The organism is Paracoccus sp. JM45 (genome assembly GCF_003590715.1).
In the GTDB taxonomy this organism is placed as follows: Bacteria; Pseudomonadota; Alphaproteobacteria; order Rhodobacterales; family Rhodobacteraceae; genus Paracoccus.
Window position 1 is genome coordinate 82,464 of sequence record NZ_QQVY01000005.1, and the last position, 21,770, is coordinate 104,233.

17 protein-coding genes, 2 tRNA genes and 1 riboswitch are annotated in these 21,770 nt (G+C 59.9%); of the genes, 16 read left to right on the forward strand and 3 right to left on the reverse strand.

What is annotated here, in order from left to right:
• Window positions 1-44: 44 nt before the first annotated feature.
• The 9 genes from DWB67_RS09475 to thiC all read left to right on the forward strand — a co-directional run bounded on the left by DWB67_RS09475 (window position 45) and on the right by thiC (window position 11,105).
• Window positions 45-1,055, forward strand: coding sequence for an ArsJ-associated glyceraldehyde-3-phosphate dehydrogenase (locus tag DWB67_RS09475; RefSeq protein WP_119807398.1), 1,011 nt, complete (start codon window positions 45-47; stop codon window positions 1,053-1,055).
• Complete coding sequence (gene arsJ / locus DWB67_RS09480) at window positions 1,052-2,281, forward strand: organoarsenical effux MFS transporter ArsJ (protein WP_119807299.1); 1,230 nt, start codon at window positions 1,052-1,054, stop codon at window positions 2,279-2,281. The genes DWB67_RS09475 and arsJ overlap by 4 nt, the downstream gene beginning before the upstream one ends.
• Window positions 2,282-2,417: 136 nt before the next feature.
• On the forward strand, window positions 2,418-2,996 hold the full coding sequence (locus tag DWB67_RS09485) for a TetR/AcrR family transcriptional regulator (protein ID WP_119807300.1): 579 nt from the start codon (window positions 2,418-2,420) through the stop codon (window positions 2,994-2,996).
• A gap of 44 nt (window positions 2,997-3,040) precedes the next feature.
• On the forward strand, window positions 3,041-4,072 hold the full coding sequence (locus tag DWB67_RS09490; RefSeq protein ID WP_119807301.1) for an NADP-dependent oxidoreductase: 1,032 nt from the start codon (window positions 3,041-3,043) through the stop codon (window positions 4,070-4,072).
• Between the two features lie 27 nt (window positions 4,073-4,099).
• Window positions 4,100-4,774, forward strand: a complete 675-nt coding sequence (locus DWB67_RS09495; protein WP_119807302.1) for a type 1 glutamine amidotransferase domain-containing protein — start codon at window positions 4,100-4,102, stop codon at window positions 4,772-4,774.
• 131 nt (window positions 4,775-4,905) lie between these two features.
• The gene (locus tag DWB67_RS09500) at window positions 4,906-6,207 is read left to right on the forward strand and encodes a cytochrome c (RefSeq protein ID WP_119807303.1); all 1,302 of its coding nucleotides are present in this window, start codon (window positions 4,906-4,908) and stop codon (window positions 6,205-6,207) included.
• A gap of 19 nt (window positions 6,208-6,226) precedes the next feature.
• Entirely contained in the window at window positions 6,227-6,700 is a 474-nt protein-coding gene (locus tag DWB67_RS09505) for a (2Fe-2S)-binding protein (RefSeq protein ID WP_119807304.1), read from the forward strand.
• Window positions 6,693-9,017: a xanthine dehydrogenase family protein molybdopterin-binding subunit gene (locus DWB67_RS09510; protein WP_255418619.1), complete on the forward strand. Its 2,325-nt coding sequence runs from the start codon at window positions 6,693-6,695 to the stop codon at window positions 9,015-9,017. Before DWB67_RS09505 ends, DWB67_RS09510 begins: the two co-directional genes overlap by 8 nt.
• Window positions 9,018-9,093: 76 nt before the next feature.
• Window positions 9,094-9,216, forward strand: a riboswitch (TPP riboswitch).
• Between the two features lie 107 nt (window positions 9,217-9,323).
• The gene (gene thiC / locus DWB67_RS09515) at window positions 9,324-11,105 is read left to right on the forward strand and encodes a phosphomethylpyrimidine synthase ThiC (RefSeq protein ID WP_119807400.1); all 1,782 of its coding nucleotides are present in this window, start codon (window positions 9,324-9,326) and stop codon (window positions 11,103-11,105) included.
• Between the two features lie 148 nt (window positions 11,106-11,253).
• On the opposite strand, the gene DWB67_RS09520 is transcribed toward thiC, so the two are convergent.
• Together DWB67_RS09520 and DWB67_RS09525 are read right to left on the reverse strand one after the other, a co-directional pair.
• Window positions 11,254-11,328, reverse strand: a tRNA-Asn gene (locus DWB67_RS09520).
• Between the two features lie 59 nt (window positions 11,329-11,387).
• Window positions 11,388-12,251 carry an MBL fold metallo-hydrolase gene (locus DWB67_RS09525; protein ID WP_119807305.1) on the reverse strand — a complete coding sequence of 288 codons (864 nt, stop codon included), beginning with the start codon at window positions 12,249-12,251 and terminating at the stop codon, window positions 11,388-11,390.
• 34 nt (window positions 12,252-12,285) lie between these two features.
• Between DWB67_RS09525 and DWB67_RS09530 the strand changes: the two genes are divergently transcribed.
• The 4 genes from DWB67_RS09530 to dusA all read left to right on the forward strand — a co-directional run bounded on the left by DWB67_RS09530 (window position 12,286) and on the right by dusA (window position 17,553).
• Window positions 12,286-13,641 carry an ATP-binding protein gene (locus tag DWB67_RS09530; protein ID WP_119807306.1) on the forward strand — a complete coding sequence of 452 codons (1,356 nt, stop codon included), beginning with the start codon at window positions 12,286-12,288 and terminating at the stop codon, window positions 13,639-13,641.
• Window positions 13,642-13,788: 147 nt separating this feature from the next.
• A complete protein-coding gene (lon, locus tag DWB67_RS09535; protein WP_119807307.1) occupies window positions 13,789-16,206 on the forward strand; it encodes an endopeptidase La in 2,418 nt (805 codons plus the stop codon).
• 164 nt (window positions 16,207-16,370) lie between these two features.
• A tRNA-Val gene (locus DWB67_RS09540) sits at window positions 16,371-16,445 on the forward strand.
• A gap of 97 nt (window positions 16,446-16,542) precedes the next feature.
• Entirely contained in the window at window positions 16,543-17,553 is a 1,011-nt protein-coding gene (gene dusA / locus DWB67_RS09545; protein WP_119807308.1) for a tRNA dihydrouridine(20/20a) synthase DusA, read from the forward strand.
• Here the strand turns inward: dusA and mazG are convergent.
• Complete coding sequence (gene mazG / locus DWB67_RS09550) at window positions 17,550-18,386, reverse strand: nucleoside triphosphate pyrophosphohydrolase (RefSeq protein WP_119807309.1); 837 nt, start codon at window positions 18,384-18,386, stop codon at window positions 17,550-17,552. The two genes, dusA and mazG, sit on opposite strands and share 4 nt — an antisense overlap.
• Window positions 18,387-18,450: 64 nt before the next feature.
• Here mazG and DWB67_RS09555 point away from each other — a divergent pair, with 64 nt between their 5' ends.
• The 3 genes from DWB67_RS09555 (at window position 18,451) to secD (ending at window position 21,770) form a co-directional block, all read left to right on the forward strand.
• Window positions 18,451-19,614, forward strand: coding sequence for a M20 aminoacylase family protein (locus tag DWB67_RS09555; RefSeq protein ID WP_119807310.1), 1,164 nt, complete (start codon window positions 18,451-18,453; stop codon window positions 19,612-19,614).
• A gap of 146 nt (window positions 19,615-19,760) precedes the next feature.
• Window positions 19,761-20,090, forward strand: coding sequence for a preprotein translocase subunit YajC (yajC, locus tag DWB67_RS09560; RefSeq protein ID WP_119807311.1), 330 nt, complete (start codon window positions 19,761-19,763; stop codon window positions 20,088-20,090).
• 15 nt (window positions 20,091-20,105) lie between these two features.
• Window positions 20,106-21,770 carry a protein translocase subunit SecD gene (gene secD / locus DWB67_RS09565; protein WP_119807312.1) on the forward strand — a complete coding sequence of 555 codons (1,665 nt, stop codon included), beginning with the start codon at window positions 20,106-20,108 and terminating at the stop codon, window positions 21,768-21,770.

Consider the following 21,770-nt stretch of genomic DNA (forward strand, 5'->3'; position numbering starts at 1 on the left):
TATACATGATTAATTGAATTAAAGCATCCCGAAAGGCTGATATGATGACCCGGATCGCCCTGAATGGCCTTGGCCGTATCGGAAAACTGGTGTTGCGCGACCTGATCGATACAGGTGCCGCCGGACAGATCGTTTTGCTGAACGACACTGTCGGAACGCCTGAACAACATGCGATGTGGCTGGAATTCGACAGTGTCCACGGGCGCTGGGCCACAGATATCAGCTATGATGACGCCGGACTGGTGATCAACGGCCAGCAGATCGCGCTGACCTCTGCCAAACGGATTCAGGATCTGCCGCTGCAGGATATGGGCATCGATGTCGTGATCGATTGCACCGGTGTTTTCAAAACCGCCGACAAGGTGCAGCCCTATTTTGATGCCAGTGTGAAAAAGGTTGTTGTTTCGGCACCGGTCAAGGATGGCGGGGCGTTGAACATCGTCTATGGCATCAACCACGGTGATTATGATCCCGACCAGCACCGGCTGATCACGGCAGCCAGCTGCACAACCAACTGTCTGGCCCCTGTGGTCAAGGTGATCCACGAAGGTCTGGGCATTCGCCACGGATCAATCACGACCATCCATGATGTGACGAACACCCAGACCATTGTGGATCGTCCCGCCAAGGATTCACGCCGCGCAAGGTCGGCATTGTCGAACCTGATCCCGACCTCGACCGGATCGGCGACGGCGATCACGCTGATTTATCCCGAACTTGCAGGCCGTCTGAACGGTCATGCCGTGCGTGTGCCACTGTTGAATGCATCCCTGACCGATTGCGTGTTCGAGGTCGAACGCCCCACCACCGCAGCCGAGGTGAACGCCCTGTTCGCCGCTGCCGCAGAAGGCCCCCTGAAAGGCATTCTGGGATATGAGGAGCGGCCATTGGTGTCATGCGATTACCTGAATGATCCACGGTCGGGCATTATCGACGCCGGATCGACCATGGTCATCAACGGCACGCAGGTCAAAATCTATGCGTGGTATGACAATGAATGGGGCTATGCCTGCCGTCTGGCAGATATTGTCCGCATGGTGGCGGGCGAAAAATGAACGGCCTGCGCGCTTATATTGCCGTAACGGCGGCCTATTGGACCTTTATGCTGTCGGATGGCGCCCTGCGGATGCTGGTGTTGTTGCATTTCAACGGGTTGGGATTCTCTCCGATCCAGCTGGCGTGGCTGTTCCTGCTGTATGAACTGGCAGGCATTGTCACCAATCTGGCGGCAGGATGGATTGCCGCGCGCTTTGGTTTGGCCAGCACGCTGTTTGCGGGGCTTGGTTTGCAGGTGGCGGCCCTGATCGCCTTGGCGCAACTTGATCCGGCATGGGGCATGGTGCCATCGGTTATCTTTGTGATGGCGGTGCAGGGTGCCAGTGGCGTCGCCAAGGATCTGTCCAAGATGTCATCGAAGTCAGCGGTCAAGGTGCTTGCGCCGACCGGTGACGGGGTGCTGTTCCGCTGGGTCGCGGCGCTGACGGGCTCGAAGAATGCCGTCAAAGGCTTGGGGTTCTTCCTTGGGGCCGCGATGCTGGGGCTGGCCGGTTTTCAGGCGGCGGTCTGGTTTATGGCGGCGGTGCTGGCCATCATCCTGATCGCGATTGCCTTGTTCCTGCCCGAGGGCCTGCCCAAAGGGCGCAAGGACAGCAAGATCAGCGCCATCTGGTCGCGTGACCCGCTGGTCAACCGGCTGTCGCTTTCACGCATGTTCCTGTTCGGTGCAAGGGATGTGTGGTTCGTCGTCGGTATTCCGGTCTATTTCCACTCGGTCCTGTCGGATGGCACCCCTGATGGCAGCCGAGAGGCTTTCTTTCTGATCGGCGCATTCATGGCGGCATGGATCATTGCCTATGGGGGGGTTCAGGCGGCTGCTCCTCGATTGCTGGCCGCGCAGGGCAAAGCAGTTGCGGCCATTGTCGACAAGGCAATCGCATGGGCCGGATGGCTGGTGCCGATCCCCTTGGTTCTGGCCGGATTGGCGATGTTGTCCAAGGGTCCGGCGCTGTGGCTGACCTTGGCCTTGGTTGCGGGGCTGATGCTGTTCGGCTTTGTCTTCGCGGTCAATTCGGCGGTGCATTCCTATCTGATTCTTGCGTTTTCCAAGAATGACCGCGTCACGATGGATGTCGGTTTCTACTATATGGCAAATGCTGCGGGGCGTTTGCTGGGAACACTTCTGTCCGGCCTCAGCTATCAGTTCGGTGGATTGCCGTTATGTCTGGGCACAGCTGGGGTGATGGCCTTGGCAAGCTGGGTCAGTATCCGCCGCCTGCGGTAAGCAGCGATGGAACATCAGGGCAGGGGATGTGCGTTGGTTGGTACAATGTGCACGACCCCTGCCAGTCTGAACTTATCAAAAATTTATTTCCAGCAGTGCACTAGACAATCGGTCTAACGTGCATAGGTAGTGTATCATGACAGATGCACGCACCCATATACTGGATACCGGACGCCGCCTTGTGGCACAGCGCGGCTATACCGCAGTCGGCCTTGGCCAATTGTTGGCCGAAGCCGAGGTGCCCAAGGGGTCTTTCTATCACTATTTCACCTCGAAAGAGGGATATGGCTGTGCGCTGCTGGATCGCTATGTCCGCGATTACGAAGCCAACCTTGCCGCCACGCTGGATAACGGACAGCTGTCCGGCCGCGACAGGGTGCTGGATTATTTCGCTGACTGGCAGGGGCGACAGGGCGGCGACGATGCCCAGCAGAAATGCCTGATCGTCAAATTGGCCGCCGAAGTGGCCGATCTGTCCCCCGATATGCGCGCCATTCTGCAACAGGGTGTTCAAGGCATCATTGCCAAGCTGTCCGATGCGCTGGTCCAAGCAGGCCGCGACGAATCGATGGTCGCTGTCGATGACCCCGAAGCCCTTGCCACGACGCTGTACCAACTGTGGCTTGGCGCCAGCCTGATGGCACATCTGTCGCAAGACAACGCCCCCTTTCATCACGCGATGGCGCAAAGCCGGACGCTTTTGCGCCAATCGTGAAACCCATTCCAGAACTTGGTCCACCGGACCGAAAAGGAGATAATATGGCACAGTCGAACACACAGAACCGCCGCCAGATTCTGGCCGAACGCCCCAATGGCGAGCCGACCGAAAACACGCTGCGCCTTGAAACCGCGGATGTTCCGACCCCGAAAAAGGGCCAGATGCTGCTGCGCAACGAATTTCTGTCGCTGGACCCCTATATGCGTGGCCGGATGAGCGATGCGCCCTCTTACGCGGCCCCTGTCGAGGTCGGCGATGTCATGGTCGGTGGGACGGTGTCGCAGGTCGTCACCTCGCACGTCGAGGGCTTTGAAGAAGGTGATTGGGTCGTCGCATTCGGCGGCTGGCAGGATTACGCCCTGTCCGATGGCAAGGGTGTCATCAACATGGGCAAGAACCCCGAAAACCCGTCATGGGCGTTGGGCGTTCTGGGCATGCCCGGCCTGACCGCTTGGGCGGGGTTGACGCAGATCGGTTTACCCAAGGCAGGTGAAACACTGGTCGTGGCGGGCGCAAGCGGACCTGTCGGTGCGACCGTTGGCCAGATCGGCAAGATCCTTGGCCTGAAGGTCATCGGCATCGCCGGTGGTGCCGACAAGTGCAAGCACGTCGTAGATACTTTGGGCTTTGACGCCTGCGTTGATTACAAAGCCGACAGTTTCGAGGCTGACCTGAAAGCCAAAGCAACTGACGGCATCGACATCTATTTCGAAAACGTCGGTGGTGCGGTCTTTGACGCGGTGCTGCCACTGCTGAACCCCTCGGCCCGTATTCCGGTGTGCGGCCTGATTTCGCAGTATAACGCGACCTCGCTGCCCGACGGGCCGGACCGCATGAATTATCTGATGGGTCAGATCCTTCGCAAGCGGATGACCATGCGCGGATTTATTGTCTTTGACGATTTCGGTCAACATTACCCCGAATTTGCCGAACAAGTTGGTGGTTGGGTCAAGGAAGGCAAGATCAAATACCGTGAGGAAATGATCGACGGTCTGGAACAGGCACCCCAAGCCTTTATCGGACTGCTGCGCGGCGAGGCTTTCGGCAAGCGCGTCATCCGTCTGTCCGCCTAATCCCCACATTCTCAAGGAGAAACCGATATGAAAATCCTGATGGTTCTGACTTCGCATGACAAACTGGGCGACACCGGTGAAAAAACCGGCTTCTGGCTAGAGGAATTTGCCGCCCCCTATTACACCTTCAAAGACGCAGGGGCCGAGGTGGTTCTGGCATCCCCCAAAGGTGGCCAACCGCCTCTGGACCCCAAAAGCGACGATGAAAGCACCCAGACGGCAGCGACCACGCGTTTCAAGGGCGATGATGCCGCGCAGGCCGATCTGGCCAACACCAAAGTGCTGGCCGATGTGACGGAAGCGGGCTTTGATGCCATCTTCTATCCCGGTGGTCACGGTCCCTTGTGGGATCTGGCCGAAGATGCCGACAGCAAGCGCTTGATCGAGGCATTTGCCGCCAAGGACCTGCCCGTCGGCGCTGTCTGCCACGCGCCTGCCGTCTTCCGTCATACGGTGACTGCCGATGGCAAGCCGCTGGTTTCCGGCAAGCGCGTCACCGGCTTTACCAACACCGAGGAAGAGGCCGTCGGCCTGACCGATGTTGTTCCCTTCCTGGTCGAGGATATGCTGAAAGCCAATGGCGGCAGCTATGAAAAGGGCGACGATTGGGCTGTCTTTACGCTTGTCGATGGCAAGCTGGTCACGGGCCAGAACCCTGCGTCCTCTGAAAAGGCCGCGGAAAAACTACTGGCATTGATCTGACCGGATCAGCGTCGTCGGGTAGTTAAAACCTGACCTGCATGGAACCCGATCGTCCGCGGTCGGGTTCACATTTATATATTATCGGCGGGTTCCCGCTGATACCTCAGAGAGATACCCAGGGAAACGGATCTATGTTCAAACAGATCTGCCTAGGCATTCTGGCTGTCGGCGCAATCGGCGCTGCGGGCTTTGGTGTCTATGCTTATAAGCCTGCCATATCGCCGGTCACTGCGGCAGACCACGCCAGTTTCCCCCCTGAACAGGTGGAACAGGGCAGGGTGCTGGTTGGTGCCGGCTATTGCGCGACCTGCCATACGGCAAAGGGTGGCGAACCTTATGCCGGCAATTACGCAATGGAGACAGGGTTCGGCACCATCTATGCCACGAACCTGACGCCGGATATGGAAACAGGCATCGGGGCCTATTCCAAGGATGCGTTCCGCCGGGCCATGCATGAAGGGGTTGCCCGTGACGGCAGCCACCTGTTCCCCGCCTTCCCCTATGACCATTTCACCAAGATGAGCGACGATGACATTGATGCCATCTATGCGTTCATCATGTCCGAGGTGAAGCCGGTCCGCACCACCCAGAAGGAAAACGAACTGCCCTTCCCGTTGAACGTCCGTTTCCTGCAGGCCGGTTGGAAAATGCTGTTCGTCGATTTTGGCGAATATGAAACCGATCCGGATAAATCGGCGGAATGGAACCGCGGTGCCTATCTGGCCGAGGGCGTGACCCATTGCGGCGCATGCCACACCCCGCGCAATGCCCTTGGCGCGGAAGACGCCGATCAGAAATTTGCCGGCGCCGAGATTGACCGCTGGCAGGCCCCTGCGCTGACCGCGGCCAATGCCTCGGCCGTGCCGTGGAACGCAGCGGAATTCCGGGAATATCTGGTCAAGGGATCGACGAAATACCACGGGATTGCTGCAGGTCCGATGGGTCCGGTTGTCCATGCGGGTGTGCGTGAACTGCCCGACAGCGATCTGACAGCGATCAGCATCTATCTGGCCGATCAGGTCGGTGCGGATGACAGCGATCCTGCCGACAGCCAGATCGTTCAGGCCAGCCTTGAACGCAACGCCCCCGACCGCCGCTATCGTCAGGCCGAGGGTGAACGTCTGTACACAACCGCCTGTGCGGCCTGCCACTACAATTCGCAGCAGATCAATGCGGGGCGTCCCGATCTTGGGATCAATTCATCCGTCAATCAGAATGATCCCAGCAACCTGATTCAGGTGATCCTCTATGGTGTGAACAGCCATCAAGGGACCGAAGGCGTCGTGATGCCCGGTTTCCGTGACGCGCTGAGCGATGACCAGATCACCTCTATTGCCGCCTATCTTCGCGCTGACCGTGCCGAACAGGCCCCGTGGGAAGGCTTGCGCGGCAGCGTGACCGAACTGCGCGCCCGCGGCCCCGGCACCCACTAATTCATAAGGGAAAGACCTGATGGTAAATTTGAAAATCAACGGGCGCGAGGTCAGCGTCGATGCCGATCCCGCGACCCCTTTGCTGTGGGCGATCCGCGATGAAATCGGCCTGACGGGCACGAAATTCGGTTGTGGCATCGGCATGTGCGGTGCCTGCACCGTCCATGTGGGCGGTCAGGCCACGCGGTCCTGCATCACCATGTTGGGCGACGTCGAAGGCACCGAGATCACCACGATCGAAGGTCTGGACGCCGATGACAACCACCCCGTTCAGGAAGCGTGGCGCAATCTGCGTGTGCCGCAATGCGGGTACTGTCAGTCGGGCCAGATCATGCAGGCCGCAGCCCTGCTGACCGACATCCCCGACCCAAGCGACGACGACATCGACGCCGTCATGACCGGCAACCTGTGCCGCTGCATGACCTATCCGCGCATCCGTAGTGCGGTCCGCGAAGCAGCTTCGGCAAATAGGGGGCAGACCCAGAATGGCTAAGAACAAAATCATGTCGCGTCTTGGCGGGGCTGGCAAAGCGACCGCACTAAGCCGCCGTGGCTTTCTGATCTCGATGACGGCTGCCGGTGTGGCATTCGGTTTCCCGCGCAGCTCTTATGCCGCGATGGACCCGCAGGCCGCCGATGGTGTGCCGATCACTGCGGTGGGCGATGCGTTCGAACCGACCATGTGGTACTGGATCGACACCGAAGGCCGCGTGAACGTCAACATCATCCGCGCCGAAATGGGCCAGCATGTCGGCACCGCCATCGCCCGCATCCTTGCTGACGAGTTGGAAGTGTCATGGGACGATGTCCGCATTACCCATGTCGATACAGATGAAAAATGGGGCACCATGGTCACCGGCGGCAGCTGGTCGATCTGGCAAAGCTGGCCGGTTTACCGCCAAGCCGGTGCCGCTGGTTGTACCGCGCTGATCGAGGCTGCCGCGACCCAATGGGGCGTGGACGCATCGACCTGCACGGCGCGTGACGGCACGGTCACCGATGGGACCAATTCCATCACCTATGCCGAATTGGTCAAGGCGGGCATCAGCCGCAGCTTTACCGAAGACGAACTGGCCGCCCTGCCGCTGAAGCCGCATTCCGAATTGCGTCTGGTCGGCAAGGATGTCACCGCGCTGGACATCGCCAATAAGACCAACGGCAAGGCCATCTATGGTCTGGATGCCAAGATCGACGGCATGGTTTACGGCGTTCCGCTGATGCCGCCGACCCGTCTGGGATCGCAGGTTCTGTCGATTGACGACAGCGGTGCCAAAGACGTCAAAGGCTATCTGCAGACGCTGACGCTGGACGATCCTTCAGGGACGGTTCCGGGTTGGGTCGTGGTCTTGGGTGAAACACTGATGGCGGCCAAATGGGCGTCCCAGCAGATCAATGTCGAATGGAACGCAGGCGAAACCGCCGGCGTCTCCGAGGCGGACATTCAGGCCAAATCACGCGAATTGATCGCGGATGCCTCGACCGGTGCGATCCTGCCGACCGAAACGCCTGATACGACGCAGGCGTTCAAGGACGCGGCTGACACGCTGGAGGCCGAGTATTCAACCGCAACCGTTCTGCATTTCCAGATGGAGCCGCTGAACGCGACCGTTTTCCAGAATGCCGATGGTGTCTGGGAAATCCATTCGGGCAACCAGTGGCAATCGCTGATCCTGCCAACGCTGTCTGCCGCGCTGGAAGAAGCACCCGATAAGATTATCATGCGCAGCTATATGTTGGGCGGTGGTTTCGGACGTCGCCTGAATGGCGATTATACGATCCCTGCGGCGCTGGCGTCGAAACAGCTGGGCGGCAAGCCGGTCAAGCTGGTCTTCATGCGCGAAGACGATGTGCAATTCGACAGCGTCCGGTCGCCAAGCGTCCAGAAGCTGCGGATGGCCTTTGACGGTGACAAGCAGGTCATCGGCATGGAACATCACGCGGCTGCCGGTTGGCCCACGGGCGTCATGGCCCCGTCCTTCCTGCCCAAGGGCGTGAACGACCAGCCCTATGACGTCTTTGCCATCGACGGCGCCGACCACTGGTATTCGGTCGGCGCGCATCAGGTTCGCGCCATTGAAAACGAGCTGGCCAACCAGACCTTCCGTCCCGGCTGGCTGCGCTCGGTCGGTCCGGGCTGGACCAATTTTGCCGTCGAAAGCTTCATGGATGAAGCGGCGGCGAAGATCGGGGTCGATCCGCTGGAATTCCGGCTGAACCATCTGATTGCCGAAGGTTACAACGCCGGCACCGTGCCGGATTCGGTCGGGGGCGCATCGCGTCAGGCGGCTGTTCTGGAACGGGTGGCCAAGATGTCGGGCTATGGCACGGCTGATCTGCCCGCCGATACCGCCATCGGTATCGCGACGACCTTCGGTCAAAGCCGCCAGATGCCGACATGGACCGCAGGTGCCGTGCAGGTGCATGTGGACCGCGAAACCGGCACGGTCGAGGTCCAGAAGATGTGGCTGGCCTTTGATTGCGGCACGGTCGTCGACCCCGACGGGGCACGCGCGCAATGCGAAGGTGCGGCACTTTGGGGCCTGTCCATGGCGCTGTACGAAGGGACCGAGTTCGAGGATGGCAACGTCCGCGACCTGAACCTTGGCGGCTATACCCCCTTGCGGATGATCGACACGCCGGAAATGGAGATCGAGTTCATCGACAGCACCGAAGTGCCGGTGGGTCTGGGTGAACCGGGCACCACGGTCATCGCACCGGCCATCGCCAATGCCATCCAGTCTGCCGTGGGCGTGCGCCTGCGCCACCTGCCGATGCGTCCCGACGATGTGCTGGCCGCGTTGAAGGCCTGATACCGACCGCAGGCGCCCGCCACCTTGGGCGCCTGCATCACAGCTGTTGACAGTCCCCCCCGAAATCGCGAACCTGCCCGCACGTCAGGGGAGTCCCGCCTTAAGGGGACTGAGAGGCTGAGTGGGGACAACCCCGGTGAAGCGACCCTTTGAACCTGACCCAGTTTATGCTGGCGTAGGAAGACCAAAGGCAGCTTCCCCAACCAAACGGGGCGGTCCTTTGGGCCGCAAGGTCCGTCATCGGGCCCGCGTGGCCCCTTCATCGCTTGTCTTATCCGGGTCGCCCATTTCGAACGGGAGACACTGATGAAACCGAACCCCCAGATCACCACCGGCCCCATGCCCGCATCCAGCAAGCTGTATGTGCCGGGTGCCATGCACGACATTCGCGTGCCGATGCGCCAGATTGCCCTGACGGGCGAGGCCCCGCTGACCGTCTATGACAGCTCCGGCCCCTATACCGACGGGGATGCGCGGATGGACATCCAAAGCGGGCTGCCCTCGGTTCGTGGCGGTTGGCTGACGGGCAGGGGCGATGCCGAAAGCTATACCGGTCGTCCGCTGACCGCCGCCGATAACGGCTTTGTCGATGGCAAGCGCCTGACACCTGCCTTTCCGCATCAACGCGACCCGCTGCGTGCCACCAAAGGGGCCGTGACCCAGCTGGCCTATGCCCGCGCCGGTATCATCACGCCGGAAATGGAATATGTGGCCATCCGCGAAAACGAAGGCCGCACCGCCGCCTATACCCGTGACGGAGAGGATTTTGGCGCATCGATCCCCGATCTGGTCACGCCGGAATTCGTGCGGTTGGAAATTGCGCGGGGGCGGGCGGTGATTCCCGCCAACATCAACCACCCCGAGCTGGAGCCGATGATCATCGGCCGCAATTTTCTGGTCAAGATTAACGCCAACATCGGCAATTCCGCGGTGACATCCTCGATGGAGGAAGAGGTCGACAAGATGGTCTGGGCCATCCGCTGGGGTGCCGATACCGTCATGGACCTGTCCACGGGCCGCAACATCCACAACATCCGCGACTGGATCATCCGCAATTCGCCCGTGCCCATCGGGACGGTGCCGCTGTATCAGGCGCTGGAAAAGGTCGGCGGCATCGCCGAGGACCTGACGTGGGAGATCTATCGCGACACGCTGATCGAACAGGCCGAACAGGGTGTGGATTATTTCACCATCCACGCGGGCGTGCGGCTGCATATGATCCCGATGACGGCCAAGCGCGTGACGGGCATCGTCAGCCGTGGCGGATCGATCATGGCGAAATGGTGCCTGCATCATCACCGCGAGAGCTTTCTGTACGAGCGCTTCGACGAAATCTGCGAGATTATGCGCGCCTATGACGTGACCTTCAGCCTTGGCGACGGGTTGCGCCCCGGTTCCATCGCCGATGCCAACGATCAGGCGCAATTCGCCGAGCTGGAGACATTAGGTGAGTTGACCAAGAGAGCATGGGCACGCGATTGTCAGGTCTTCATCGAAGGACCGGGCCATGTGCCGATGCACAAGCTGAAGGCCAATATGGACAAGCAGTTGGAGCATTGCCACGAAGCGCCGTTCTATACCCTCGGGCCGCTGACCACCGATATCGCGCCGGGGTACGACCATATCACCAGCGCCATTGGGGCCGCGATGATCGGTTGGTTCGGAACGGCGATGCTGTGCTATGTCACGCCGAAGGAGCATCTGGGACTGCCGGATCGGGATGATGTCAAAACCGGCGTCATCACCTATAAGCTGGCGGCCCATGCGGCGGATCTGGCCAAGGGGCATCCCGGCGCACAGATGCGCGATGATGCGCTGTCACGTGCGCGGTTCGATTTCCGCTGGCAGGATCAGTTCAATCTGGGACTGGACCCTGACACCGCGCGGAAAATGCATGATGAAACCATGCCCGCCGATGCCCATAAGGTCGCGCATTTTTGTTCGATGTGCGGGCCGAAATTTTGCTCGATGAAAATCTCGCATGACATCCGTGCGACTGCGGAAAAGCAGGAGGGGATGGAGCGGATGGCCGATCTGTTCCGCGAAAAGGGCCAACTTTACGTAACTGCCGAATCTGTCGACGGCTGAAACCGGTTGCGCCCTGCCGTTTCTAACGGTGGGGCCAGTCTTTGAATGATCAGAAAACAACGCGACACGGATGCAACAAAGCCCTGAAACGCAAAAAGCCACCCGAAGGTGGCTTTTGCAGTAGCAATGAAACCTTCAAAAAGATTTCTGGCTCCGGCGGTAGGGATCGAACCTACGACCAATTGATTAACAGTCAACTGCTCTACCGCTGAGCTACGCCGGAACACGAGGCGGATATAGCAACGTGTTATGGGGGCGTCTAGGGCCTTTTTGCATTTTTCGTCATAAAGTTGAAAAAAAGCTGTCGACGGTCAAATTCTTTGGGAAATCAAGGGCGCCCAGCTGTGACAGGGCAATCAGATGGGACAGGATGTTCCGCTGTGCTGCCGGAAAAAGATGTTCGGGGATGTCATAAAGCCGGCGCGCAAGACCGGCGGCTGAATCGGGGCGCTGTCGCAGCGCCGCCATAATCTGTGCAGTGCGGGCGCGGCGGTGGCGGGCCAGTTCGTCGATGCGGGGCAGGGGGGCGTCGATGGCCGGACCGTGGGTCGGCAGCATGCGGCGGGGAGCCATATGGGCCAGCCGCTCCAGTGATCTGAAATAATCGCCCAGATCCCCGTCGGGGGGCGATATCAGTGTCGATGACCACGCCATGACGATATCACCGCAAAAGACGGTGTCGTCCCATCGAAAGCACAGATGGTTGGCCGCATGTCCGGGTGTATGCAGCGCTTGCAAGGTCCAGTCGGGGGTCGTGACCTGCTGGCCATCGGTCAGGCGGATGTCGGGGATGAAACTGTGGTCCAGCCCTTCGCCCCCCTCGATCAGGCCCGTTTCTGCAAGACGCACCATTACCGGTGATCTGCCGTCAGTCACTGTTCCGAAAGCCAGCACAGGCGCGCCGGTCATGGCCGACAGACGGGGGGCACCCTGACTGTGGTCGCGATGGGCATGGGTCACGAAGATGTGGCTGATATTGCTGCGCCCTGCCTTGATGATCCTGTCAAGGTGGCCATCATCATCAGGGCCTGGGTCGATGACGGCGACATGGTCCTGGCCGATCAGGAATGTCGTTGTTCCCGGTCCCGTCAGGGCCGAAGGGTTCGGGGCCAATAGACGCAGCGGCTCTTTCACGGGGGCGTTCATGGCGATAGCCTAGCGGGCGAAAGAAGGGGTTTCCATGCCAAACGAACATCAGGGGCCGATTGCCAGATCGCTGGTCCCGCGGGGACTTTATGCCCGCGCTGCGTTGATCCTGTTCCTGCCTGTGGTGGTGGTGACTCTGGTGGTCGGGGTCATGTTTCTGCAGCGCCATTTCGACGGGGTGACGCGGCAGATGACCTCCAGCATGGCGCATGAGCTGGACTTTGTGGCTCGCCAGATTGAGCTGGCGGATGATGTGCTGGACGCCCGCGCAAGGGCCGAAAACGTGGCGCGTCCGCTAAGTCTTGCCTTCCGCCTGCCGGTCAAACCCGCAGAACACGACCAACGGCTGTGGTATGACTTTTCGGGGCGGATCGTGACAGAAGTGCTGCGCGAAACCGTTCCGCGCGTTTTGTCGATTGATCTGGCCAGTAATGAAAAACGGGTCGATGTGGCGCTGATGGGTCCGTTCGGGCCGTATGGCCTCAGCTTTGAACGGCGCAGGGTCAGTGCCTCGAATCCGCATCAACTGCTGGTTCTGATGATGTTCACATCTTTACTGATGAGCAGCATTGCAACTGTCTTCCTGCGCAACCAGCTGCGCCCGATCCGCCGCCTTGCATTTGCTGCCGAAGAATACGGCAAGGGCCGGATGGTCCCATATCGCCCATCGGGTGCGATAGAGGTTCGCAGCGCGGGCACCGCATTTCTGGATATGCGCAACCGTCTGGAACGCCAGAACGAACAACGCAAACTGATGATGTCGGGGATCAGCCATGATCTGCGCACGCCGCTGACCCGTTTGCGTCTGGGTCTGTCGATGGTCTCGCCGGAGATGCCGCCCGACGCCGAGGATGTCACCGCGATGGAAGCTGACATCGCCGAGATGAACCGCATGGTGGATGGTTTTCTGGATTACGCGCGGGATGAGGCACAGGACCGCCCTGCCGAAACGCTTGTCGCGGGGGCGTTTCTGGAAACCGTCGTGGCGGATGCACAACGCGCGGGGCAGAACATCGTGCTGACCGCATTCGAGGGCGATAGGCAGGGGATGGCAACCTTCCGGCCCGATATGTTGCGCCGTGCCTTGGAAAACCTGATGGGGAATGCCGTGCGCTATGGATCGCGCGCCCAGATGGATGCGGCCCTTGGTCCGCGCAGCCTGCGTATCGGGATCGAGGATGACGGCCCCGGCATTCCCGAAGACAGCCTTGAAACCGCGATGCGTCCCTTTACCCGTCTGGACCCCGCACGGCGTCGCAACAGCGCCCAAGGGGCCGGTCTGGGACTGGCCATTGTGAACGATGTGGTGCGTGCACATGGCGGACAACTGCGTTTAGGAAAAGGTCACAAAATGGGCGGATTACGTGCCGAAATCGTGATTCCGCGCTAATTAAGCCCTTTCGGGGCATTTTCTTGCAAAATAGGTCGTATTCTTACGGTCGTATTGAACGCAGCCCATGCCCGTCCTAGATTAACGCGATGCAGAGGCCGTGCGTCGCCATGACGGGGCCACGGTTTCGGGCAGAAAGGACAAGACATGACGGAATTCGCCACTTCAACCTACCCGGTGCTTCCTTTGCGGGATATCGTCGTTTTCCCGCACATGATCGTGCCACTTTTTGTTGGCCGCGAAAAATCTGTGCGTGCGCTGGAAGCGGTGATGGAATCGGACAGTCCGATCCTGCTGGCGGCCCAGATCGACGCCTCGATCGACGAACCTACCGAAGACGGAATTTACCGCACTGGCGTATTGGCCAATGTGCTGCAACTGCTCAAGCTGCCCGACGGAACCGTGAAGGTGCTGGTCGAAGGCCGTGAACGCGTCCAGATCACCGAATTCGTTCCGAATGAGGATCATTTTCAGGCGTCGGCAACGGAAATGGCCGAAATCGACGGCGATTCCGACACCGTGACCGCGCTGGTCCGCACCGTCGCCGAGGAATTCGAGCGTTACGTCAAAGTGCGCAAGAATATCCCCGAAGAGGTTGTGACCGCCGTGTCCGAAGCGGATGAACCCGGCAAGCTGGCCGATCTTGTCGCGGGCCACATGGGCATCGATCTGGACCGCAAGCAGGACCTTCTGGACACGCTGAATATTTCCGAGCGTCTGGAAAAGGTCTATGGCCATATGCAGGGCGAGATGTCGGTTCTGCAGGTCGAGAAGAAGATCAAGTCGCGCGTCAAGACCCAGATGGAAAAGACGCAGCGCGAGTATTATCTGAACGAGCAGATGAAGGCCATTCAGAAGGAACTTGGCGACGGTGAGGACGGCCAGAACGAGCTGGACGAGCTGGAAGAGAAAATCGCCAATACCAAATTCAGCAAGGAAGCCCGCGAAAAGGCTGAATCCGAACTGAAAAAGCTGAAGTCCATGTCGCCGATGTCTGCAGAAGCAACGGTCAGCCGTAACTATCTTGACTGGCTTCTGGCGCTGCCGTGGGGCGTGAAATCGCGCACCCGCAAGGATCTGGGCCGCGCGGAAAACATTCTGGACGCCGATCATTTCGGACTGGAAAAGGTCAAGGAACGCATCGTCGAATATCTGGCCGTTCAGGCCCGCAGCCAGAAGCTGAAAAGCCCGATCCTGACGCTGGTCGGCCCTCCGGGTGTGGGTAAAACCTCGCTGGGTCGGTCGATTGCCAAGGCGACGGGGCGCGAATTCATCCGCATCAGCCTTGGTGGCGTGCGTGACGAATCGGAAATTCGCGGTCACCGCAGGACCTATATCGGCTCGATGCCGGGCAAGATCATTCAGGCCCTGAAAAAGGCCAAGACGACGAACCCGCTGATCCTGCTGGATGAGATCGACAAGATGGGTCAGGACTTCCGCGGCGATCCTGCTTCGGCCATGCTCGAGGTGTTGGACCCCGAACAGAATTCGACCTTCGTTGACCACTACCTCGAGGTGGAATACGATCTGTCGAACGTCATGTTTGTAACCACGGCCAACAGCTATAACATGCCGGGTCCGCTGCTGGACCGGATGGAGATCATCAGCCTGTCGGGCTATACCGAAGATGAAAAGCGCGAGATCGCCAAAGGTCACCTGCTGTCCAAGCAGATCACGGCCAACGGTCTGCGTAAGGGGGAATTCAGCGTCACCGACGAGGCGCTGACCCATATGATCCGGTATTACACCCGCGAAGCCGGTGTGCGTTCGCTAGAACGTGAAATCGCCAAGCTGGCCCGCAAGTCCGTCACCGAGATCATGAAGACCAAGGTCAAATCGATCGAAGTGACGCCTGAAAAGGTCGAGGAATATTTGGGCGTCCGTCGCCACCGCTATGGTCTGGCCGAGCGTGAGGATCAGGTCGGTGTCGTCACCGGTCTGGCATGGACGTCGGTCGGGGGTGATCTGCTTCAGATTGAAGCACTGCGTCTGCCGGGTAAAGGCCGGATGAAAACGACCGGCAAGCTTGGCGATGTGATGAAGGAATCGATCGACGCGGCCTCCAGCTTTGTGCGGTCGGTTGCGCCGGAAATCGGCGTCAAGCCGCCGGAGTTCGACAAGCGTGACATCCACGTCCACGTTCCGGAAGGGGCAACCCCGAAGGATGGTCCGTCTGCAGGTGTCGCGATGGTCACCTCGGTCGTGTCGGTGATGACGGGCATTCCGGTCCGCAAGGAAGTCGCCATGACGGGTGAAGTCACCCTGCGCGGCAATGTGCTTGCCATTGGCGGTCTGAAGGAAAAACTGCTGGCAGCCCTTCGCGGTGGCATCACCACGGTGATGATCCCGCAAGATAATGAAAAGGATCTGATCGAGATCCCGGACAACGTCAAAGAGGGTCTTACCATCATTCCGGTCAGCAACGTCCGTGAAGTCCTGCGTCACGCCTTGGTCCGTCAGCCTGTTGCGGTCGAATGGGACGAAGCCGCCGAGGAAGCCGCCGAAGCAGCCCGCCTTGACGCCCGTCGCGGTGATGGCAGCAAAGGCAGCACCGTCGCCCATTAAGGCCACCGAACATTCAAAAGGGGCCGGGGGCGTTTTGCGTCCCCGGCCTTTGTCATGTCTGACCAAGCAATACCGCTGCAGACTGTGATGTTGGGTATGATTGCGGCTTATGTCGTCATCACCTCTTGCAACATGGTTTGACTGGCGCTAGAAGCCAGCGCGACGGGTGATTAGCTCAGTGGTAGAGCGCTTCGTTCACATCGAAGATGTCAGGGGTTCAAATCCCTTATCACCCACCATTTTCCCGCCTGTGCGAATATGCCTTGGACAGAATGCGTCCGCATTTGCATAGGGCGTTGCCCGATATGACCGGCGCAGAATCAGCAAGAGGTTTTGATGAAAAATCCCGATGCCAAAGGTGATCTGGCCGTGCGTCGCGCGGCGCGCCTGTCTGTCGCGCCGATGATGGATTGGACCGACCGGAATTGTCGACTGTTCCACCGGATGATGTCGCGCAATACCTTGCTGTATACTGAAATGATCACGGCGCCGGCGGTGATCCACGGTGACCGTGCGCGGCTGCTGGATTATGACGCCCGCGAACATCCGCTGGCGCTGCAATTGGGCGGCTCGATCCCCGATGAATTGCGTCAGGCCACCCGTATCGCCGAAGATTGGGGCTATGACGAGATTAACCTGAATGTCGGTTGTCCCAGTGACCGCGTGCAATCGGGGGCCTTCGGGGCTGTTTTGATGAAATCGCCCGATCTGGTGGCGGAATGCGTCAGCGCGATGCAAGCCGAAACGCAGGTCGAGGTGACGGTGAAATGCCGCATCGGGGTTGATGACCAGACCGCTGCTGAAATTCTGCCAGATTTCCTGGCAAAGATGCAGCAGGCCGGCGTCCGTCGTGTGACGATCCATGCCCGTAAAGCATGGTTGCAAGGGCTTAGCCCGCGCGAGAACCGTGAAATTCCCCCGCTGGATTACCCATTGGTCCATGCGATGAAGGGCCAGTTTCCCGATATGCATCTGTCCGTCAACGGTGGCATCGCCGATCTGGATGCGGCGCGTGACCATCTGTCGGTGATGGATGGCGTGATGATCGGTCGGGCTGCCTATCATGAACCGTGGAAGATTCTGGGGGCCGCCGATCGCCTTTGGGATCAGGCACCGCCGTTCGAACACCCGCTGGATGTGGCTGCGGCCATGCGTCCATTAATTGTCGATCATATGGCCAAAGGGGGCCGGTTGCACCAGTTCACGCGGCATATGCTGGGCCTGTTCCACGGCATGCCGGGGGCAAGGGGTTGGAAGCGCACCATATCGGAAGGCGCATCCAAAGGCGGGATCGAGGTCTATGACGCCGCCGTTCAGCAGGTCGCAGACCCCGTCTTTCCGGCCTAGCGCGCGGCTTTTTCGGCTGCCTTGGCCTTATTCCACAACTGGTCCATTTCGGTCAGGTCGCTGTCTTCGGGACGGCGGCCTGTTGCGGCCAGATCGGCCTCGATACTTCCGAAGCGGCGGGTGAATTTGGTATTGGCGCGACGCAGGGCCAGTTCCGGATCGATCTTCAGATGACGGGCCAGATTGGCCATCACGAACATCAGATCGCCGAACTCTTCCTCCAATTCGTCCTGACCAAGGGTATCACGTGCCTCGACCAGTTCGGCAGTTTCTTCGGTGATCTTGTCCAGAACCCCCGACACACCGGGCCAGTCAAAGCCGACCCGGGCGGCGCGGTTCTGCAGTTTCACGGCCCGCGTCAGGGCAGGCAGCCCAAGCGCCACGCCGTCCAATGTGCCACGTTCGGCTTTGCCTGCACGTTCGACGGCCTTGATCGCCTCCCAATCCTTGACCTGCTGTTCGGCTGATTTATCGCGGCTTTCATCGCCGAAGACATGTGGATGGCGAAAGACCAGTTTGTCACTGATGGCGGCGGCGCAATCGGCAAAATCGAACATTTCCGCTTCCGCTGCCATCTGGGCATGAAAGACCACTTGCAGCAGCAAATCGCCCAGTTCGGATGGCAGTTCGTCCCACGCCTGACGTTCGATCGCGTCCTCGACCTCATGCGCTTCTTCGATGGTATAGGGCGCAATCGAGGCAAAATCCTGTTCGATATCCCACGGGCAACCGGTCTTGGGGTCGCGCAAAGCGGCCATAATATCTAGCAAACGCCGGATTTCTGCGGCCGGATCGCGCGGCTGCGCGGCGAGGGACGGTGTCTGGTCAGCCATTGCAATTCCCCTTGGGACACGGAAGATGCCCCATCGACTGCCACAGCCAAAGGCCCAAGTCCACATGCCCGTCCTGAACCGTATCGCCGATTTCACCGACCAGATGACCGCATGGCGCCGCCATCTGCACCAGAACCCCGAACTGGGGTTTGAATGTCACCAGACCGCAGCATTCGTTGCCAAAAGGCTTGCCGAATTCGGCGTTGATGAAATCCATCAGGGGATCGGCAAGACCGGCGTTGTGGCCATCATCAACGGTCAGGGGGACGGTCCGACCATCGGTTTGCGCGCCGATATGGACGCCCTGCCGATGGACGAGATTACCGGCGCGGAATGGGCGTCTACAGTGGCGGGAAAAATGCATGCCTGCGGGCATGACGGCCATACGACCATGTTGCTGGGGGCTGCGAAATATCTGGCCGAAACGCGCAATTTTTCAGGCCGCGTTGCGTTGATCTTCCAACCGGCAGAGGAAAACGGCGGCGGTGCGGATATCATGGTGCAGGAAGGCATTATGGACCGGTTCGACATCGGCCGCGTCTTCGCCATGCATAACAGCCCCGACCAACCCGAGGGCAGCTTTCATACCGCCATCGGCCCGATCATGGCCGCCGTCGATACATTCGAGGTCTATGTTCAGGGCCGCGGTGGCCACGGTGCCATGCCGCATCTGACCAATGACCCCATTGTGGCGGCGGTGGCTGTCGTAAACTCGGTCCAGACGATCAGCAGCCGCAACCATTACAGCGGCGATGATCTGGTCGTGTCGGTCACGCAGATCCATACGGGCAGCGCGGACAACATCGTGCCGGATACGGCCTATATTTGCGGCACGGTGCGGACCTTCGATCCGCAGGTGCGCGATATGGTCAAACGCCGGATCAGCCAGATCTGCGAGGGGCAGGCGCAGGCCTATGACCTGCAGATCCGGCTGGATTACCAGCAGGGCTATCCCGCGACGGTGAATGATGCCGATCAGGCGGGCTTTGCCATTGCCACCGCGCAGGAAGTCGCCGGTGCCGATCAGGTGGACCCCGACACCAGCCGCCACATGGGCGCCGAGGATTTCAGCTATATGCTGAACGCCCGTCCGGGGTGCTATCTGTTTCTGGGGCAGGGCGAAGGCCCGGGGCTGCATCATCCGGCATTCGATTTTAACGATGCCGTCGCCCCCGTGGGTGCCAGCTTCTTTGCGCGGCTGGTCGAACGCGCCCAACCGCGCGGCTGATATCCGATCACGCAGCCGTTTGTCGCAGTGCGCCGGTCAGCCTTGGCGCTTTCTTGCCAAGCGCCGGTCGCACAGATAGGTTGCGCGCCAATCCAGACGCGGCTTGCGGGCTTTTCCGCGGCCCTTATTTGTCGAAAGGACTATGAATGTTCGTGACCCCAGCTTATGCCCAAGCCGCAGGTGCCGGTGGAACTGCTGCTTTTGCACAGTTCATCCCGCTGATCCTGATCTTCCTGATCATGTATTTCCTGATGATCCGCCCCCAGCAAAAGCGTGCCAAACAGCACCGTGAACTGGTCGCGAATGTCAAAAAAGGCGATACGATCATCACCTCGGGCGGCATTCTGGGCAAGGTTGCCACGGTTCGCGACGACGAACTGGAAGTCGAAATCGCACAAGGCGTCCGTGTCCGCGTCGTGCGCAGCACCATCGCCCAGGTTGTCAGCAAAACTGCACCTGTCGCCGCCAACAACTGAAAGGCGTAAGCCAAAATGCTGCAGATTGACCGCTGGAAGCGCGTCCTGATTATCGGGATCTGCCTTCTCGGGCTGCTATTCGCATTGCCCAATGCCTTCTATAAACGCGTCGAGGCGCATAATGATGCCGTGGCCCAGATCGAGGCCACCGGCGTCGAAACGCCCGAGCTGGTTGCGGCGCGCGATGCCTGGCCGTCTTGGATGCCCAGCAATCTGGTCAATCTGGGCCTTGACCTGCGCGGAGGCGCCCATCTGCTGGGCGAAGTGCAGGTCGAACAGGTTTACAAAAGCCGCATGGATTCCATGTGGCCGGAACTGCGTACGGCGCTGGCCGCCGAACGCGAAACCATCGGCGCGATCCGCCGCGTGCAATCGCCCGATGGTGTTCTTGCCCTTGATATCGGCAATGCCGACCAGATGGCCCGCGCGGTCGAAATCGCCCGCGGTTTTTCCGAGCCTGTGACCACTTTGTCGGGTGCGGGCCAGCAATCGCTGGCAATCTCGACCCAAGGGGCACGGCTGACCATCCAGTTGTCCGAGGCTGAAAAAGCTGTCACCGACGACCGGACCATCCAGCAAAGTCTTGAAATCATCCGCCGCCGCGTGGATGAGGTCGGCACACGCGAACCCACGATCATGCGCCAGGGCGAAGATCGGATCCTGATCCAGGTGCCCGGTATCGGATCGGCAGCCGAGCTGAAAGAACTGATCGGGACGACGGCGCAGCTGACCTTCAACCCCGTCGTGGGCACCACCGGCGATGCCTCTGCCACAGCCGCCCTTGGCCAGTTTATCGCACCGGCGGTCGATCAGCAGGGCTTGTATTACATCATGGAAGACACGCCTGTTGTTACGGGCGAGGATCTGGTCGATGCGCTGACTGCCAGCGATGAAAACGGCCTGCCTTCGGTGAACTTCCGGTTCAACCCCTCGGGGGCGCGGGCGTTCGGCAAATATACGTCGGAAAATATCGGTCAGCCTTTCGCCATCGTTCTGGACAATGAGGTCATCTCGGCCCCTGTCATCCGTTCGGCGATCACCACAGGTTCGGGCCAGATTTCCGGTTCGATGGGCTTTGACGAGGCGAACCGCCTGTCGGTCCTGCTGCGCGCCGGTGCCCTGCCTGCCGAACTGACTTTCCTTGAGGAACGGACCGTCGGTCCCGAATTGGGACAGGACAGCATCGACGCGGGCAAAATCGCATCCGGTGTCGGATTTGCGGCGGTGATTGCACTGATGGTTCTATCTTATGGCCGTTTCGGGGTCTTTGCGACCGTGGCGCTTGGTTGCAACATGCTGCTGCTGTTTGCGGTGCTGTCGATCATCGGCGCAACGCTGACCTTGCCCGGCATCGCGGGGATCGTGCTGACCATCGGTATGGCGGTTGATGCCAACGTGCTGGTCTTCGAACGCATCCGCGAGGAACTGAAGACCGCCCGTGGCCCCGCCCGTGCCATCCAGACCGGTTATGAAAAGGCGATGTCGGCCATTGTCGATGCAAACATCACCACGCTGATTGTCGCCGGCATCCTGTTTGTTCTTGGTTCGGGGCCTGTCAAAGGCTTCGCCGTGACGCTGACCATCGGTATCGTGACCTCGGTCTTTACGGCGCTGTATGTGACCCGTCTGATAACCGTCATGTGGTTCGAGCGTGCGCGCCCGAAGCAGATCGAGGTGTGA